Origin of the sequence: Campylobacter concisus (assembly GCF_050447505.1) — a bacterium.
Taxonomy (GTDB): Bacteria; Campylobacterota; Campylobacteria; order Campylobacterales; family Campylobacteraceae; genus Campylobacter_A; species Campylobacter_A concisus_BP.
The window spans coordinates 1,955,006-1,971,688 of record NZ_JALMFZ010000001.1; the positions used below are offsets into that span (position 1 = coordinate 1,955,006).

A 16,683-nucleotide genomic window follows, 5' to 3' on the forward strand; every position below is an offset into this window, starting at 1 on the left:
TTTTACTCCTTGCTTTTTGATTGCATTAAAATTTTGATGATTATAGCTCCTATTATAGCTTGTGCGAGGCTTGCTAGGATGAAAGATGAGTAAGAATAGTCACTTATCTCGCCTGATTTGTGTGCGATAGTAGCAACTGCGATCAAAAGAGTGAGCGGCATAGACTGCGAAACTGAAAATAAAAATATCCCTCTAAAGCCAAGCTTGCCCAAAAAGAGCAAACTAGATACAACTCTCGTGCCAAGCATCGCTAAAAATATAAAAATAGCATCCTTTATCACTTCGCTAGATCCTAGGCTTGAAAGCTTAAAGGTAGAGCCTATGTGGATGAAAAATATCGGCACCAAAAAGCCAAATCCAAAGCTTGAAAGCTTGTGTGGCAAGTCCTTTTTGTGATCAAAAAATGTCGTGATAAACATACCTGCGATAAACGCACCAAAGGCTACTTCTAAATTTAGATATAGCATCAAGGCTATCATCGTGAAAAATACCGCGATGCAAAGCCTGATGTCCTTCTCATCCTTGTCGTAGTGCGGCATGAGCACCACTTTAAGCCCCGGATACCACCAAAAAAGCACGTCCAAAATTTTAAAGCTAAGCACGCTGATAGCCAAAAATAGGATCAAATAGCCAATCGTTAGCCATAAATTTATGCTCGCTCCAAACTGCAAGTAAGCAGCGGTAAATGTTAGAAGTGTGATACTTAAAAGCTCACCGATAGTTGCTATTAGCATGCTTAAATTTAGCCACTCTTGCTGCTTGCCATACTCCTTAAATAGCGTAAATACCATACCAACGGCCATTATCGGGATGATGATGATGTAAAGCAGGCTAAGCTCAAGTCCTAGCGTCAGGGCCGTGGCTAGAGCGTAGATGAGCGCTAGATAGATGAGCCCGAGGCGCAAAATTTTACGGTCGATGTTTATGAGCATCCTAAGATCAATCTCCATGCCAGCTAGAAACATCAAAAAGAAAAAGCCAACTTCGCTGATGAGCTTAAACATCTCGTTGTCGCCAACGACTCCGATGTAGCCGGCAACCGCTCCAAGTAGTATCTCAGCAGGTGCGACTGGGATGCGTAAAATTTTAGAAATATAAGGCGAAGCAAAGACGATAAATGCCAAAACGACAAGGATGCTAAGCTCGCTTGCTTGGTGTAACTGCAAAAAGATCCTTAAAATAAAAATGCCTGATTGTATAAAAAGCTTTGTTATTTTTTGATTAAGCTAAGCAAAATTTGGGCAAAATGGCGGCTATTTTTAGAAATTTGGAGTGAAATTTTATGCGTAAATTTAGCCTTTTTATTTTGATATTTTTTGGCGTCTTTTCTTTGGCAGGCGAGCTAAATTTAGTTGAGAGTTTTAGATTTGATGGCAGCACATTTTATAAAAAGCAAGTGGTTAAAAATGAGAGTTTTTACTTTTTAAAAAATGAAAACATGGACGAGCACTTTGCCGCTTTTAAGGTAAAGTTTGACAAAGATGTCAAGACAAAAAACGAGCTGGAAGAGCTAAAAAGAGCTCTTAAGCAAGATAAAAACGTGCTTTTTAGTGAAGAAAATGATCAAATTTTAGCCCTCATAAAAGATGAAACTAAGAGCAAAAATATAGAAATAATCCACTTTTTAATTAAAAAAGATGGAGTTATGATGCTTTCGTATGAGAGGATTTACGATCCAAAAACCTTAGCAGATGCGCTTAAACCGGTACTTCTAAGCGAAGCTAGAAATTTTATGCTACAGATGCCAAAGGTAGAGGCTAGGTAGAGAGGCGCATGTGGCGGCGCTTCGCACTGCATGGGGTTAAAAATACGATAAATTTTAAAATTTCATGAACGAGTAATTTCGGCTCTAAAATTTGAGCTAAGCAGTAAGCGAAGTCAAATTTTAGTAGCCAATTCTTGCGAGCGAGTAAGATTTTAAAATTTGCAAAATGGCATAGATAAAGTTATTTTATTGCGTACCTTAAAAACCTCACAAATTCTTACCAAGCAAAATGCCAAGATAGCTTGCGAGCAGGCAAAGGCTTAAATTTAAAATTATATTTAAAAAGCCTTTTACGAGTTCGCCTTCTAGTAGAAATTTCACGCTATCAAGGCTAAAGCTTGAAAACGTGGTAAAGCCGCCAAGTATGCCAACGACTAAGAACACTCTCACGCTTTGGCTTAAATTTAGGCAAAATAATACGCCGATAATGAAGCTGCCAAGCACATTTACGCCAAGCGTGGCTAGCGGAAAGTGGCTAAATTTTAGCAGCTCCCCAGCTAAAAACCTGCACCCAGCTCCGATAAAGCCTCCAAGCCCCGCAAAAAGTAAATTTACAAGCATTAGTGGCAGATACTTGCAAAGCTAAAACCGCGCTTTGTAAGCTCCTCGATGTCCTTGCTTGCCTTCTCGCCTTTTGCGGTGAGATAGTCGCCTATCACGATCGCATCTGCGCCATTTTCAAAGATCTCGTACTGCCTATCGCCCAATATCTTCTCCCTGCCGCCAGCTATCATGACCCTAGTTTCTGGTAGCGCGCTTTTGGCCTCACGCACGATTTTTAGGGCTTCATCCGCACTAAGAGGCGGCAGATCAAGCCTTAGTGCGTCACTTTTTATAAAAAAATTTATAGGCGACGAAAATGGTTCAAGCTCTTTTAGGCTGGCTCTAAAGCTCACCCTGTCGGCCTCGCTCTCGCCAACGCCGTAAATGCCGCCAGTGCAAAGCATGAGCCCAGCCCTTTTTGCGTCTAAATTTGTCTGATATCTCTCGTCCCATGAGTGGGTTGTGCAGATTTTGGGGAAAAACTCACGGCTTGTTTCTAGGTTGTGGTTGTAGCTAAAAACGCCAGCATTTTTGAGCTCGCAAAGCTGCTCGTAAGTCGCCATGCCGTTACATGCGATGAGCATCAAATTTGGCACTTCTTTGCTCACGGCTCTTGCTAAAGATGCGATGTAATTGGTCTTTTTATCATTTAGCCTAGCACCACTTGTGACTAAACAAAAGCCAAGAGCGTGGTTTTTATAAGCCATTTTGGCCTCGTCCACCACCTGCTGCACGCTTTTTTCTTTAAATTTCGTGATATCAGCGCCAGTTTTGGCACTTTGTGTGCAATAAGCGCAGTCTTCGCCGCAGTTTCCTTGTGTGACAGAGCATATCGCACAAAGCATGATTGTTTTCATTTTTTATCCTTTTTTGGGGCGTATTATAGCCTTGATAGGTTTAAATTTTAAGTATAATCGTCTTGAATTTACAAGAAAAACGGATAAATTTTAAAATTAGAGCTGGCATATCACGGCTCTAAATTTAGTACTAAACGTAGTGCAGCCTAAATTTAGTAGTCTGCTAAGGCGAGTGGGTAAGATTTTAAAATTTGCAAATTTGCTTTCTCAAGTCAAATAAGTGTCAAGTAAATTTAAAATTTGCAAAAGTAGATTTTTTAGAAATTTAAATTTCGTTTTTTTTGTTAAGGGGGAAGAGGCTTGAATTACGAAGTCGCTCCCTTCCCCCTTAACAATCCCCTAACACCGACGACGTTAGAAGTGGCATGCAATAGCACTATCATGCAGCATGCGTTTTAAAACTCTATCAAATTTTAAAATTTCATGAACGAGTAATTTCGGCTCTAAAATTTGAGCTAAGCTGCAAGCGAAGCCAAATTTTAGTAGTCAATTCTTGCGAGTGAATGGAATTTTGGAATTTGCCTAAAACCATCAAATTTACCGCAAGTCTGGCAAAAACTTAAATTTACAGCATCATCTTTTCTTATAAATTTCCGCTCTCTCTTTTAAAAGACCTGTTTTTAAATTTGGCAAAGCATTAAGCTCGTCAAAAAGTCCAAAAAGTGCGTGCTGTGGTGGCAGACTGAGGTGAGTGAGGGATTTTAGAGACAAGATAGGCGAGTAGTCCTTGCTCTTTAGCCTAGCCGTTAAAATGACAAGGCTGGTTAGCCCGGACATCTGGCGTAAGAACTCTAAGCTTTCGATGTGGATAAATTTAGGCGAAAGTCCGTCGCCACTGATCTCTAGGTTCTTTAAATTTTGCAAATTTGAAAGCGCAGAGTAGTCGCTTATCTTTTGAAAATTCTCCACCGCAAGGCTTTCAAGTCCAGTAAGCGTCGCGATCGGTGCGATGCTTTTTACACTTGCACCAGAGCCTATAAAAAGGCTCTTTAGGCTAGAAAGATTTGCCAGCGCATCAAGGCTCTCATACGAGCCCCATTTGATGTGAAGGCTCTTTAAATTTCTTTGGCAGCAGACCGCGTCAAAGAGCTCTTGAGGCATTTTGGTGCAAAAGCTAAGCTCATGAAAGGCCTCTTGCTCGCTTCTTAAAAAGTCGCACCACTCATCAAGCACCGCTCTTTTTTGCTTGGTGGTTTTATACTGCGGCGTGAAGCTATCTCCTAGCTGCGTGCAGTTTATCACAAGGCTATTTTGCCCTTTATACTGACTAACTTCTATGATGGTTTCAGGCATTTAAAGTCCAAATTTATAAGCCAAATTTAGGCTCAAGGGCTTAAATTTGGCTAGAAATTTTTAGTTTTCAGAGATAAGTGTCTTTTTCTTGCACTTTGTGCACTCTATAAAAGTGCCTTTTTTAAGCTCTTTTTTGATCATATCTCCGCCGCACTCGTCGCATTTTTGTGCGACTGGCTCGTAGTTTGAGATGAAGTCGCATTTTGGATAGTTGGCACATCCATAAAATTTACCGCGCCTGCTAAATCTCTCGACGATCTCGCCGCCACACTTTGGACATGGCACGTCAAGCTTTTTAAGCTCGCGTTTTGGCTTAGCTGCCGTTGTGGTGCCAGTTTCTGCGCTCTTTTCATTATCTTTTGCGACGTTTCTTGAGTATTTGCATTTTGGGAAATTTGAACAAGCGATAAACTCGCCGTATCTGCCCTTTCTAAGCACTAGCTCGCTTCCGCACTCTGGGCACTTCTCGCCGATCGGAGTGGCTGTTTTTAGGCTTTTTATGCCAGTTTTGCCAGCGCTTATTTTTTCCATAAATGGATAGTAAAAATCGCTTAGCACCTTTTGCCAGTCAGCCTTGTCAAGCGCGATCTCATCTAGTTTTTCTTCAAGATGTGAAGTAAATTCGCTATCGACGATGTTGCTAAAGTGCTCCTCCAAAACGCCTATCATGCTAAATGCGATCTCGTTTGGTATGAGCTGTTTTTTCTCGATCCTCACGTAGTCTCTTGATGTTAGTAGCGAGATGGTCGGTGCGTAGGTGCTTGGGCGGCCGATGCCTAGGCTCTCTAGCTTTTTAACAAGGCCAGCCTCAGAGTACCTAGCTGGTGGCTCGGTGAAGTTTTGCGTGCTTTTTATGCTTTGCAAACTCATCTCGTCGCCCTTTTTTAAATTTGGCAAAATTTTATCCTTATCAAGCTCGCCATAAACCTTGTAAAAGCCGTCAAATAGCACCTTTCTGCCACTTATCTTAAACTCACCTTTTTCGCTTGCGACATAGACGTTTTGCGTTTGGCTCACACATGCGCTCATTTGGCAGGCTAAAAATCTATTGTAGATGAGCGTGTAGAGTTTGAGCGCATCTTTTTCTAAAAATTTAGCTGCGATTTGCGGTGTGAAGCCTAAATTTGTAGGGCGGATCGCTTCGTGGGCTTCTTGCGCGCCTTTTGAGCTTGTTGTGTAGCTTATCGCTTTGGCTGGCAGATACTCTTTGCCGTAGTTTTGCAGGATATGCTCTCTAGCGGCTGCGACGGCCTCTTTGGCTAAATTTAAGCTATCTGTTCTCATGTAAGTGATCGCACCCATGAAGCCCTCGTTTGTTTGCACGCCCTCATAGAGGCTTTGCGCGATCATCATCGTTTTCTTGGGGCTAAAGCCAAGGCGGTTGCTCGCACTTTGCTGAAGGGTTGAAGTCATAAATGGCGGGCTTGGCTGGATCTTTCTATCCTTGCTCTCGATCTCACGGACGCTAAATTTCTCATTTTGTAAATTTTCAATGATATATTTTGCGCGATCTGGGTTTTGGATAGTAAGCTTTTCGATCTTTTGGTTTTCAAATTTAACTAGCTCAGCGTCTAGATCTTTTTTAAAAACGGTGTCGATAGTGTAGTATTCAACCGGTTTAAATGCCTGGATTTCACGCTCGCGATCTACTATTATCTTTAGCGCTGCACTTTGCACACGTCCAGCGCTTAAGCCTTTTTGTATCTTTAAATTTAAAAGTGGGCTTAGCTTGTAGCCAACGATGCGGTCCAGTAAGCGCCTTGTTTGCTGGGCATTGACACTGTTCATATCGACATGTCTTGGACTTTTTAGAGCGTTTTGTATGGCGCTTTTGGTGATCTCGTGAAAGACGATGCGAGGCAGACTGGTTGGCTCTTTACCGATGGCATTTGCGATGTGAAACGCGATCGCCTCACCCTCTCTATCCTCATCGGTCGCGAGGTAAATTTCATCTGCACCCTTTGCAAGTTCTTTTATCTCTTTTACGATGGCGGAGTGATCGCTGCTGATGCGATACTCTGGGGTAAATTTATCATCCTCTATCTTGATGCCAAAGCTAGTTTTTGGCAGGTCTCTGATGTGGCCTTTTGAGGCGATAACGTTGTAGCTTTTGTCTAAGAAATTTTTGATAGTCTTTGCTTTTGCGGGCGACTCTACGATGATTAAGCTTTTCATTTATATATAGCCTTTAAATTTTTTGGCGTAATTGTAGCAGAAATAATTTTTTAGAGTGTAACATGCAAAAAATTTTTAGATGGAGCGCAATTTTTGTTTTTTATAAAAAATTTTTATGCATAACTCTAAACTTTTTTAAAAACCGATCGATATAGTTTTCGTGCGACATGAAGTCGTAACTTAAAACATAAAAGGATTTACAATGAGTTTTCGTATTAACACAAACGTAAACGCACTTAACACACACGCTAACGCAGTTAGCAACAACACTGACCTATCTAAGTCACTTAACAAACTTAGCTCAGGTCTTCGTATCCAAACAGCTGCAGATGACGCTTCAGGTCTATCTATCGCAGATAGCTTAAGAAGCCAAGCTTCAGCTCTAGGTCAAGCTATTGCAAATGGTAATGATGCTATTGGTATCATTCAAGTTGCCGACAAAGCTATGGACGAGCAGTTAAAAGTTCTTGACACTATCAAAGCTAAAGCTACTCAGTCAGCTCAAGACGGCCAAACAACTCAATCACGCCAAGCATTGCAAGCTGATATCGTTCGTCTAATGGAAGAGCTTGACAATATCGGTAACACTACTTCATTTAACGGTCAGCAACTACTAAACGGAACATTCTCTAACAAAGAATTCCAAATAGGTGCTTATTCAAACCAAACTGTTAAAGCAAGTATTGGTGCGACTACATCTGATAAGATCGGTCTTACACGTTTTGAGAGCTCAAAACTACTTACTAAAACAGTAGCAGGTGCAATCAGCCTTACATTTGTAAACGTAGATGGTGTAAACAACGTAAAAGTTCAAGCTGCTACTCTCTCAACTGGCCTTGGTAAAGGCGTAGGTGCTCTAGCAGAGAACATCAACAAAGTTGCAAACGAAACTGGCGTTCGTGCTACTTATGATGTTACATGGAAAGGCAAAGATGCTATTAAAGCTGGTGAGTTAAAAGACCTAACTATAAACGATGTTATCATAGGTGACATCAGCGTTAAAGCAAATGACGAAAATGGCGCACTTATAAATGCTATCAATGCTGTTAAAGACCAAACTGGCGTAACAGCTTCACTTGACAAAGGCAAGCTAGTGCTTACATCAGTAGATGGCCGCGCTATACAAGCTAAATCAAAAGCAGATGCAGCTAATGTTGCAAACAACATGTCTGCTGTTTTTGGTTATGCTGGTAAAGGCGATGACCTTACAAAAATGGGCGCAGCACTATCTACTATGTTTATCGGAAGACTAAACCTAGTTAAACTTGATGGTCGTGATATCAAAGTTAGCACTGGTGCCGCTGGTAATACACTAGGCGGTCTATCAGTAGCCTTTAGTATGTCATCTAAGGCAAAAAGTAACGGTGGTGCTCAAGCATCTGTTTCTTTGCGTGAGATCAAAGGTCAGATAGATAAAACTCTAGCTGCTGCTATGGGCTTTACTAGAATGAACAATAGTGGTGCTATGACATCTAACCAAAGTGCTGGTGTTATGACATTAACTGGTGCGATGGCTGTTATGAGTATCGCTGAGTCAGCTCAAAAAACACTTGACCAAATTCGTTCAGACCTTGGTTCAGTTCAAAACCAACTTCAAGCTACAGTTAATAACATAACTGTAACTCAAGTTAACGTAAAATCAGCAGAATCACAAATCAGGGACGTAGATTTTGCTAGCGAGTCTGCTAACTTCTCAAAACATAACATCCTAGCTCAATCAGGTGCTTATGCTATGAGTCAAGCAAACAGCGTACAGCAAAACGTAATGAAACTTCTACAATAACGTAGCTAGTTAAATTAAGTTTTTAATAGAGGCTTTGTTGCAGTAGCGAAGCCTCAAATGTGTTAATGCTTTTACAATACGCAAACCCCCAAGCCTCAAAGCCTAGCTTTGGGGCTTTTTAAATTTATAAGCAGTAAAATCAATATGTAAAATAGTGTTTTAAATAAAAGCCTCCAAAGATAGAAAACTTTAAAGGCTTTTTATAAAATTATTTGGGGATTTGGTTTGTCTATGTTTAAAAAGCTTGGCTTATATAAGTCCAAGCTTTTTAACTTCCTTAATTAAATTTTTACTAGCTTTTTTTGTAGTTTTTATCTCAGCATCTAAGCCACCAGCTAGAGAAAATAGCCAATACTTATGCATCTCTACCCACTCTGCTAGTTTATTTACCTTTTGTATAGTCGTATCACTAGGCTCAACTGAAATTTTAGCCAGCTCAAGCTCTTGGTAATATACGGAGATAGACAAGATGTATTCGATATATCTTCTATACTTTTGCCTTCCTGCAAATTCCTTAGCTTTATCTATCTTTTTTGTTATAGATAATAACTTCTTAAAATGCTTCTCGCTAAGCTCGCCTTTATCTCTTATCTCTATCATTTTGTCTATATCTGGAGCGACTTCTAAAAAGACCTCTTCAAGCTTTTGTTTTACCTCTTCTTCAAATTTGATCTTAGTTTGTATAAATTTATAGGCTTGCAAAAGCTCTTTTTTTATGGTTTTTTCATTAGGAAAACTAATGTGAGGTAAATTTTTTAGCTCTTTACCACGAGTTAGCTCCTCCATAACTTGAACAAAAGGTTTTTCAATGGTGCCTTTTATCATAGCGCCGCCTTCTGTGCAGTTGTAGTTTTTTATGCCTTTTTTATTTGTTGACTCGATGTCTGATTCATATTGGTTTTTAAATTTATCCCAAACATAAGTCGTCCTAACCTCGCCTATTCCGCCGTAAGCTGTAGTGTATAAATTTTCATCTGCCTGGGCAAACGCATGTCCTGTTGCGTGGCTTTTGCCATCTGGTGCAAAGGCTAGGTCTTGACCTATCAAGACTATATTTTTATGATCTAACACATAAGCTAGTTGATAGGCCTGATTTGCCGTGCTAAGTCCTATGCCAAGATAGCCATGCTTGTTTAAACCCATAGAGCATTCAGCCTGTGGGCGAAGCGTAAGCACTAGGCGTCTTGGCAAGATGTTTTTCACACTTTGAGGGTGTGTTAGCGATGCTACGATAAAGTATGCGTCTTTATCCAAATTTCCATTTCTCTTTTTAAAAAAGCTCGATGTTTCTATAACTCTTTCTATAGACGTAACATAGTCTGGCTTGATGCCGTGCTTTGCAAGTATCGGCAAAGAGGCATCTAGGCTAATAACAGTAACATAAGGGGCAAATTTCTTAAGCGTATCAAGCTGTTTATCTAGGCTTGGTCCAGTAGCTACTATCACAGCCGTATCCATAAGGCCTTTTCGTTTTTTTATGAGGTCTTGATAGACATAGCCCTTTATAAGCTGAGGCAGGTTCTCGGTGTTGTTTCTAACACCTTGAAGCAAGTCATCTACACTATTTCCATGTGATGCTACGACTTGTGAAATGGCTCTTACAAAATATTGGTTTATTCTATTGTAGTCATCTGCAAATTTATCATAAAAAGGCGTATGAACATGAAAGTTATAGGTTTTGGCATATACTGAATAAACCTGACCTATCATAAGCTGATAAATTTGTGAATAAGTTGTTAGCTCTGAATAGAAAATGATAAGTCTTTCGCTAAGCAACTCTTTTGATAGATCGACTAAATTTAATGTGATGTAAAGTATCTCAAGATCTGGCTCGACGACAATAATATGCTGGTGAGTTTGGTTATAAAGCAAAGCTTTGTAAAACACTCCGTTGCCAAGTCCATAGAAGAACATCACTGGGTAGCGCTTGCACTGAGAGCCAAGCCCTTCAAGCATATTTTGTATATCAGAAGCTGGCTTTTCATAAAGATAAGATAGAGTTTTTTTGTCTATTATGTTTATATCGATCGGATCTTTGCCGATAAACACTTCGTAGTTTTTTTGCTCGCCCAAAGAAAAGAGCCTAGTAGCTAAGATCTCGTCTTGAGAAAATAGCGCATTTAGGTTATTTCTAAAAACAGCATTTTCTATTTTATTGACAGTTTGGGCGTATTCTTTTGCTCTCTCTTCACTTTTTTCTTGTGGCGCAACGACACCATCATGAAATTTAATAGCCATTTTTCCTCCTTATAAATCCTCTTTTGTTAATCTCTCACTAAATTTGATATCTCTTTTTGATGGTTTTCCGATCAGCTCTTTTAAAAATTTAGGATGCAGACCATATCCTGGGCGTACACTTCTTATATTTTGATCACTAAAAATTTCACCTTTTTTAATATCTGCACTTGCATAAAGCGAGCGTGAAAATCTCCTGTTTAAAAGCGCTTTTTCATCTAACTCGTAGTTTACCACGCCCAAAAGCTCCTCAGCCTCTCTAACACACTTTGTCATAAGAGCAAATTCGCTTTCATCAAGGCTAAATGCGCTATCAACGCTCTTTACGCTTTTATCAAGTATAAAATGTTTTTCAACTATCCTAGCGCCCAAACTAACAGCCACTACTGGAGCTGTCGCACCTAGAGTATGATCTGAAAAGCCAACCTCAACGCCAAATTTCTCTCTCATGTCAGCAATGGTTTGTAAATTCATACCATTTAGTGGCGCTGGGTAGCTTGAAGTGCATTTTAAAAGGGCGATGTCACTATTGCCTGCATTTTTGCAAATTTGCACCACCTCTCTTATTTCTTCTTCATAGGCTATGCCAGTTGAGATGATGATGGGCCTACCTTTTTTGGCTACAAATTCTACAAAATCATAGTCCGTCACCTCAAAGCTTGCGATCTTATAAGCTGGCGGGTTAAACTGCTCTAAAAAGTTGGCATCGTCCTTGCAAAACGGGCTTGAAAAGCAGACAAGCCCCTCTTCTTTTGCCACTTTAAAAAGCTCAGCATGCCACTCTTTTGGCGTTAGTGCCTCTTGGTAAAGCTCGTAAAAATTTCGCCCATCCCAAAGTCCGCCTTTTATGACAAAGTCGTCTAGGTGCGAATTTAGAGTCAAACTATCAGGCGTATATGTCTGAAGCTTTATCGCGTCAGCTCCAGCGCGCTTAGCCGCCTTTATCGTATCTACCGCCGTTTTTAGGCTACCGCTGTGATTAGCAGAGAGCTCTGCTATTATAAAGACCTTTTTGTCTGTATCAAAATTTCCTATTTTCATCCGCTAGTCCGTTTCATTTTTTAGCTCAAGATAGCTAAATTCATCATCTTTTGCGTAGATCCTAAAGCCAAAATTTTCATAAAGTGCGAGCGCTTTTTCGTTGTTATTATAAGCTTTTGCCTTTAGCGAGCCAACTTTTAATGTAAAAAAAGCGTAGTCTTTTATGAGATCAAGCAGCTTTTTGCCCACACCTTTGAGCTCTGGGTTTTTATAAACGCCAAATTCGCAGCTTTCTTTCGTTATATCAACGAAGCTCACCACTCCGATAAATTCACCCTCGTCTTTTACTAAAAAGTAGATCTTATCTTGAATGCTCTTTAATCTCTCTAAAAAAGCAAAATGCTCCTCTTTGCCAACGCTTTTATTTTTCATAAATTTGGCTATACGCTCGTCATTTCTCCACTTTAAGACCATCAGTTTTTGCTCGCCACTAAGCGAGGTAAAATTTATAAGCTCAAGCAAATTTCATCTCCCCAGTAAGCTTCATATCCATTTTCTTTGAGCCAAGCAAAGATCTCCTTTTGATTATCCGCTACGCAAATGGCTTTAAATTTAGCTCCTAAAACATAAGCCTCATTTACAAGCGAGCTTGCTGTTATGATAAGCATTTTGGCTTCGTTCATGAGCCTTGCTACATTTTTACTATCTACAAAAAGACTAAAATTTTCGCTCTTGCTTGATAGCTCTTTTAGTGCGCTTAAGTTTTTATTTCCGCTAGTTGTTATGACGGCTGTTTTTAGCCCTTTTAAGAGTAATTTTTCTGAAATTTTAGCACTTAGCCCTGAGATATCAGTGCCTCCAAGAATGATAGCGTAGTCGTAAATTTTCTCCCTTTTTATCTGCGCTTCTTCATAAAACTCATCTCTAACTAGCAAAAACTCGCTTCCGCAAAATACCTCACAGCCTTTTTCTACAAGCCTCTCATATCTTGCCTTTTTCGCATATAAATTTACGTTTAAAATATAGTCTGTAAAATGTTTTTCATAAGTATCATCAAATGATAAAATTTTAACACCAGTTTTTTCTTTTATAGCTCTTTCATCTTCAAAGCTAAAGCCGTAGTGGTCGATTATTAGAAGCTTAAATTTATTATCATTTATAAGCTCGCAAAGCTCATCTATCTCACCACTTGTTAAGCTAAATTTAGGGTAGCTTATCTCATCAAAAATGTCACCTTCAAGCCTTAAAGATGCAAATGAGATGTTATTAAATTTTTTAGCAAGCAAAAGGTCTCGCCTGATGTGCCCATGCCCTATCTTGCTGCTACTATCAGCGCGCACTAGCGTTTTTAGCAGGGGGAGTCCTTTAAATTCTTTCAATCAGATCTTTCCATTATTTATCAAATAAAGCTTTTTAGCAAACTCAAAATCCTCTAACGTGTCGATATCGCAGACTAAATTTCTTGGCAGCAAATATGCTTTTGAATGTGGCGCAAACAAGGCACTGCACTCTAGCCAAGCCTCTTTTTTACCAAAATAAAAGGCCCCAGCGTCATGAAACGCAGGCTCAAGGTCTTGCGAGCGTGTCTTTTCAAACTGCGGATAAAACATGCTAACTCTAGCGTTTTCATCAATTTTTATCGCCCTTTGTATAGGAAAATCAAACGCAGTGGCCGAAAATAGAAATTTACACTCCTGCTTTTTAAACTCCCCTGCAGCCTCTTTTAAAATTTCAGCCGTTATGAGTGGTGCTGTAGCATAAAGGCAGCAGACGTCAAAGTCAGAATTCACGCGCCTTATCGCGTCTTTTATCACGTCAGTGCTTGTCGCGTAGTCATCGCTTAAGCTCGCATCTCTAAAAAATGGCACATTAGCTCCAAATTCTCTAGCCACATTTGCGATCATTTCATCATCGGTGCTTACGATCACTTCGCTAAAAACTTTAGAATTTAACGCAGCCTCGATGCTATATGCGATTAATGGCTTGCCTAAAAAGTCTTTTATATTTTTGCCAGGTATTCTCTTACTGCCGCCTCTTGCTGGTATGATGCAGATCATTTTTTACTCGCTAAAGCTTTTTAGCACATCAAAAAGCGTGCTTGCAACAAATTTAGCATCATCCACGCTCATGCCGTGATGGCATGGGATGCTAAGCTCAGCGCTATAAAATTTCTCCGCATTTGGTAGTGAAATTTCGCCAAGCAGCGCTTTATAAAAGCTAAATTTATATGTTGGCTTGTAATGCACCTGCACACCAACGCCCTTTTGCAAGAGTGCTTCAAAAATTTGCTCTTTTTTATCCCAAAATTTCTCATCCAAAAGCACTGGATATAGGTGCCTTGAGCTAGTTGTATTTGCTGGGATCTTTATAGTTTTAAAGTATTCACACTCACTAAATTTCTCATCATAAAATTTAGCTATCTCATTTCTTTTAGCGATAAAGCCGTCCAGCCTTTTTAGCTGGCTAAGCCCCAAAGCGCAGGCTACGTCTGTTATCCTGTAGTTATATCCAAGCAGGCTCATGTCGCTATCCCAAAGCTTTGTTTTAGCGATACCGTGGCTTCTATAAAGCCTTGCAAGTCTTGCGAGCTCATCGTCGTTTGTAGCAATCGCGCCGCCTTCAAGTGTGGTGATAGGCTTTACTGGATGAAAGCTAAATATGCTAATATCAGCCTTAACGCCCACTTTTACGCCGTTTTGCACGCTACCAAGGGCGTGAGAGGCGTCGTCTATCACTTTTATGCCGTGTTTTTTGGCTAAATTTATGATCTGATCTAGCTCCACAGGGTTGCCGCCGTAATCAACCGCAGTTATCACCTTTGTTTTTGGTGTGATCAAATTTGGGATTTTCTCTTCATTGATGTTGCCATTTGCTTTTACATCGCAAAATTTGACCTGCGCTCCTGCCATCAAAGCCGCATTTGCAGTGGCTGCAAAGGTGATAGGCGTCGTGATCACTTCATCGCCAGTCTTTACGCCCAGGCTAAGATATGCTACGTGCAGGGCTGAAGTGGCTGAGTTCATAGCGATCACGTGCTTTACACCAATATACTTTGCCAGCTCCTCTTCAAATTTACTGACCTTTTGGCCACCTGTTAAGATGTCGTCTTTTAAGGCATCTGTGACTGCCTTTATGTCCTCTTCTGTGATCTGCTGACGGCTGTAAGGGATCATTTAGCATCTCCTATCATCTCAAGAAGGCCTGCTCTATCAAGCCAAATTTTATTTGTATTTGAGCTATATTCAAAGTCCTCACTAACTGGTTTGCCCTTTTGATGAAGAGCATTTGTCGAGAAGTCTTGCGCTGTTAAAAACTGAATAGATGGACTTATCACGTAATAATCATCAAATTCATAAGTTAAATGCGCGTCATCTCTTGAGATCATCATCTCGTGCATCTTTTCGCCTGGGCGAATGCCTATGATCTTGACGCCAAGGTCTGGTGCAAGGGCTTTTGCAAGATCGACCATCGTCATTGACGGGATCTTTGGTATGAAAATTTCGCCGCCCTTCATCCTCTCAAAGTTTTTAAGAACGAAATTTACACCTTGTTCAAGCGTGATCCAAAACCTAGTCATCTTCTCATGCGTAATAGGAAGTTCTTTTTCTCCTTGTGCGATCAGCTTTTTAAAAAGTGGCACGACTGATCCACGAGAGCCAACAACGTTTCCATATCTTACGACGCTAAATCTTGTTTTTTTGTCTCCAACAATGTTATTTGCGGCGACAAAGAGCTTGTCACTGGCTAGCTTTGTAGCTCCATATAAATTTACAGGGTTGCACGCTTTGTCGGTTGAGAGCGCTATCACCTTGCTAACGCCACACTCCAAAGAGGCGTCGATGACGTTTTGAGCGCCATCTATGTTTGTTTTGATGCACTCCATTGGGTTGTATTCTGCGATTGGTACGTGTTTCATTGCTGCTGCGTGGATGACGTAGTCTATGCCATTCATCGCAGTTCTTAAGCGCTTATAGTCCCTCACGTCGCCGATAAAAAAACGCATGGCCTTGTCTTTAAACATTTGAGCCATTTCATATTGCTTTAGCTCGTCGCGTGAGTAGATAACTAGCCTTTTTGGCTTATATTTTTTTAACAAAATTTCAGTGTATTTTTTACCAAAACTTCCTGTTCCGCCAGTGATCAATATCGATTTGTTGTTAAACATTTTGCGCCTTTTTGCTAGTCATTTTTTGATTTATAAATGGCTAATTTGAATTATTTTTTATAAATTTTTAAGCAAAAGCTGTGCCAAATTTAAAATTTGTTTATCAAAGCTTTGCTCTTTCTAGCTTCTATTTCGTCAAAATTTCGTTATTGTTTAGGGTTTTTATAAAAAGTGGGCGATAAATTTAGCCTTTGCAAAGTCGCAAAGGCATGAAGATTACTTCAAAATTCTAGGTAGTGTGATGCCTTCTTGGGCTTGGTATTTGCCATTTTTATCAGCATAAGTCACCTCACAAGGCTCATCACCCTCGATAAATAGCACCTGTGCGATCCCTTCGTTTGCATAAATTTTCGCAGGTAACGGCGTCGTGTTTGAGATCTCTATCGTGATATGCCCCTTAAATCCAGGCTCAAATGGCGTCACATTTACGATGATACCGCACCTTGCGTATGTGCTCTTGCCAAGGCAGATCGCTAGCACATTATCAGGCATGTTAAAGTACTCGATCGTGCGCGCTAAAGCAAAAGAATTTGGCGGCACGATGCAGACATCTCCCTTAAAATCAACCACGTTTTTCTCATCAAAATTCTTTGGATCAACGACTGTTCCGCCGATGTTTGTGAAAATTTTAAACTCATCGCCCACGCGGATATCATAGCCATAGCTAGAAACGCCGTAACTAACGACGCCACGCCCCACTTGCTCCTCGGCAAATGGCACGATCATCTTCTTTTCAACCGACATTTTCCTTATCCAAGAGTCTGATTTTAAACCCATTTTTGCTCCTTTTTTGGGGCGATTATAACGCTTTGCGTCTTTAAAGTAAATTTAATGGCATTTTGCAATAAATTTTGAGAAAATCAGTATAATTTTGAGAGAAAAATTT

Annotated in this window: 15 protein-coding genes; 2 read left to right on the plus strand and 13 right to left on the minus strand. The window is 40.2% G+C overall.

Annotation, left to right across the window (positions count from 1 at the left end):
• Window positions 1-2: 2 nt before the first annotated feature.
• The gene (locus tag MTT09_RS09865) at window positions 3-1,166 is read right to left on the minus strand and encodes a cation:proton antiporter (protein WP_021085423.1); all 1,164 of its coding nucleotides are present in this window, start codon (window positions 1,164-1,166) and stop codon (window positions 3-5) included.
• Window positions 1,167-1,282: 116 nt separating this feature from the next.
• Here MTT09_RS09865 and MTT09_RS09870 point away from each other — a divergent pair, with 116 nt between their 5' ends.
• Window positions 1,283-1,765, plus strand: coding sequence for a hypothetical protein (locus tag MTT09_RS09870; protein WP_429803673.1), 483 nt, complete (start codon window positions 1,283-1,285; stop codon window positions 1,763-1,765).
• A 207-nt stretch (window positions 1,766-1,972) separates the two neighbouring features.
• On the opposite strand, the gene crcB is transcribed toward MTT09_RS09870, so the two are convergent.
• The 4 genes from crcB to topA form a co-directional block, all read right to left on the minus strand.
• Window positions 1,973-2,326, minus strand: a complete 354-nt coding sequence (gene crcB / locus MTT09_RS09875; RefSeq protein WP_107714348.1) for a fluoride efflux transporter CrcB — start codon at window positions 2,324-2,326, stop codon at window positions 1,973-1,975.
• A complete protein-coding gene (locus MTT09_RS09880; protein WP_429803674.1) occupies window positions 2,326-3,165 on the minus strand; it encodes a biotin synthase in 840 nt (279 codons plus the stop codon). Before MTT09_RS09880 ends, crcB begins: the two co-directional genes overlap by 1 nt.
• 573 nt (window positions 3,166-3,738) lie before the next feature.
• Window positions 3,739-4,458, minus strand: coding sequence for a leucine-rich repeat domain-containing protein (locus MTT09_RS09885; RefSeq protein ID WP_429803675.1), 720 nt, complete (start codon window positions 4,456-4,458; stop codon window positions 3,739-3,741).
• A gap of 60 nt (window positions 4,459-4,518) precedes the next feature.
• A complete protein-coding gene (topA, locus tag MTT09_RS09890) occupies window positions 4,519-6,633 on the minus strand; it encodes a type I DNA topoisomerase (RefSeq protein WP_429803676.1) in 2,115 nt (704 codons plus the stop codon).
• Window positions 6,634-6,835: 202 nt separating this feature from the next.
• Between topA and MTT09_RS09895 the strand changes: the two genes are divergently transcribed.
• Entirely contained in the window at window positions 6,836-8,416 is a 1,581-nt protein-coding gene (locus MTT09_RS09895; protein WP_429803677.1) for a flagellin B, read from the plus strand.
• A gap of 249 nt (window positions 8,417-8,665) precedes the next feature.
• Here MTT09_RS09895 and MTT09_RS09900 read toward each other — a convergent pair whose 3' ends face one another.
• The 8 genes from MTT09_RS09900 to dcd form a co-directional block, all read right to left on the minus strand.
• A complete protein-coding gene (locus MTT09_RS09900; RefSeq protein ID WP_429803678.1) occupies window positions 8,666-10,654 on the minus strand; it encodes a motility associated factor glycosyltransferase family protein in 1,989 nt (662 codons plus the stop codon).
• A gap of 9 nt (window positions 10,655-10,663) precedes the next feature.
• The gene (gene pseI, locus MTT09_RS09905) at window positions 10,664-11,692 is read right to left on the minus strand and encodes a pseudaminic acid synthase (RefSeq protein WP_429803679.1); all 1,029 of its coding nucleotides are present in this window, start codon (window positions 11,690-11,692) and stop codon (window positions 10,664-10,666) included.
• 3 nt (window positions 11,693-11,695) lie between these two features.
• The gene (gene pseH, locus MTT09_RS09910; protein WP_087583568.1) at window positions 11,696-12,154 is read right to left on the minus strand and encodes a UDP-4-amino-4,6-dideoxy-N-acetyl-beta-L-altrosamine N-acetyltransferase; all 459 of its coding nucleotides are present in this window, start codon (window positions 12,152-12,154) and stop codon (window positions 11,696-11,698) included.
• Window positions 12,139-13,011 (minus strand): UDP-2,4-diacetamido-2,4,6-trideoxy-beta-L-altropyranose hydrolase, encoded by an 873-nt coding sequence (pseG, locus tag MTT09_RS09915; protein WP_087583569.1) that lies wholly within the window; start codon window positions 13,009-13,011, stop codon window positions 12,139-12,141. Before pseG ends, pseH begins: the two co-directional genes overlap by 16 nt.
• On the minus strand, window positions 13,012-13,689 hold the full coding sequence (gene pseF / locus MTT09_RS09920) for a pseudaminic acid cytidylyltransferase (protein WP_087583570.1): 678 nt from the start codon (window positions 13,687-13,689) through the stop codon (window positions 13,012-13,014).
• 3 nt (window positions 13,690-13,692) lie between these two features.
• The gene (gene pseC / locus MTT09_RS09925) at window positions 13,693-14,805 is read right to left on the minus strand and encodes a UDP-4-amino-4,6-dideoxy-N-acetyl-beta-L-altrosamine transaminase (RefSeq protein WP_429803680.1); all 1,113 of its coding nucleotides are present in this window, start codon (window positions 14,803-14,805) and stop codon (window positions 13,693-13,695) included.
• Window positions 14,802-15,797, minus strand: coding sequence for a UDP-N-acetylglucosamine 4,6-dehydratase (inverting) (pseB, locus tag MTT09_RS09930; RefSeq protein ID WP_009295416.1), 996 nt, complete (start codon window positions 15,795-15,797; stop codon window positions 14,802-14,804). Before pseB ends, pseC begins: the two co-directional genes overlap by 4 nt.
• Window positions 15,798-16,013: 216 nt before the next feature.
• The gene (dcd, locus tag MTT09_RS09935; protein WP_002939953.1) at window positions 16,014-16,574 is read right to left on the minus strand and encodes a dCTP deaminase; all 561 of its coding nucleotides are present in this window, start codon (window positions 16,572-16,574) and stop codon (window positions 16,014-16,016) included.
• Between the last annotated feature and the right edge of the window lie 109 nt (window positions 16,575-16,683).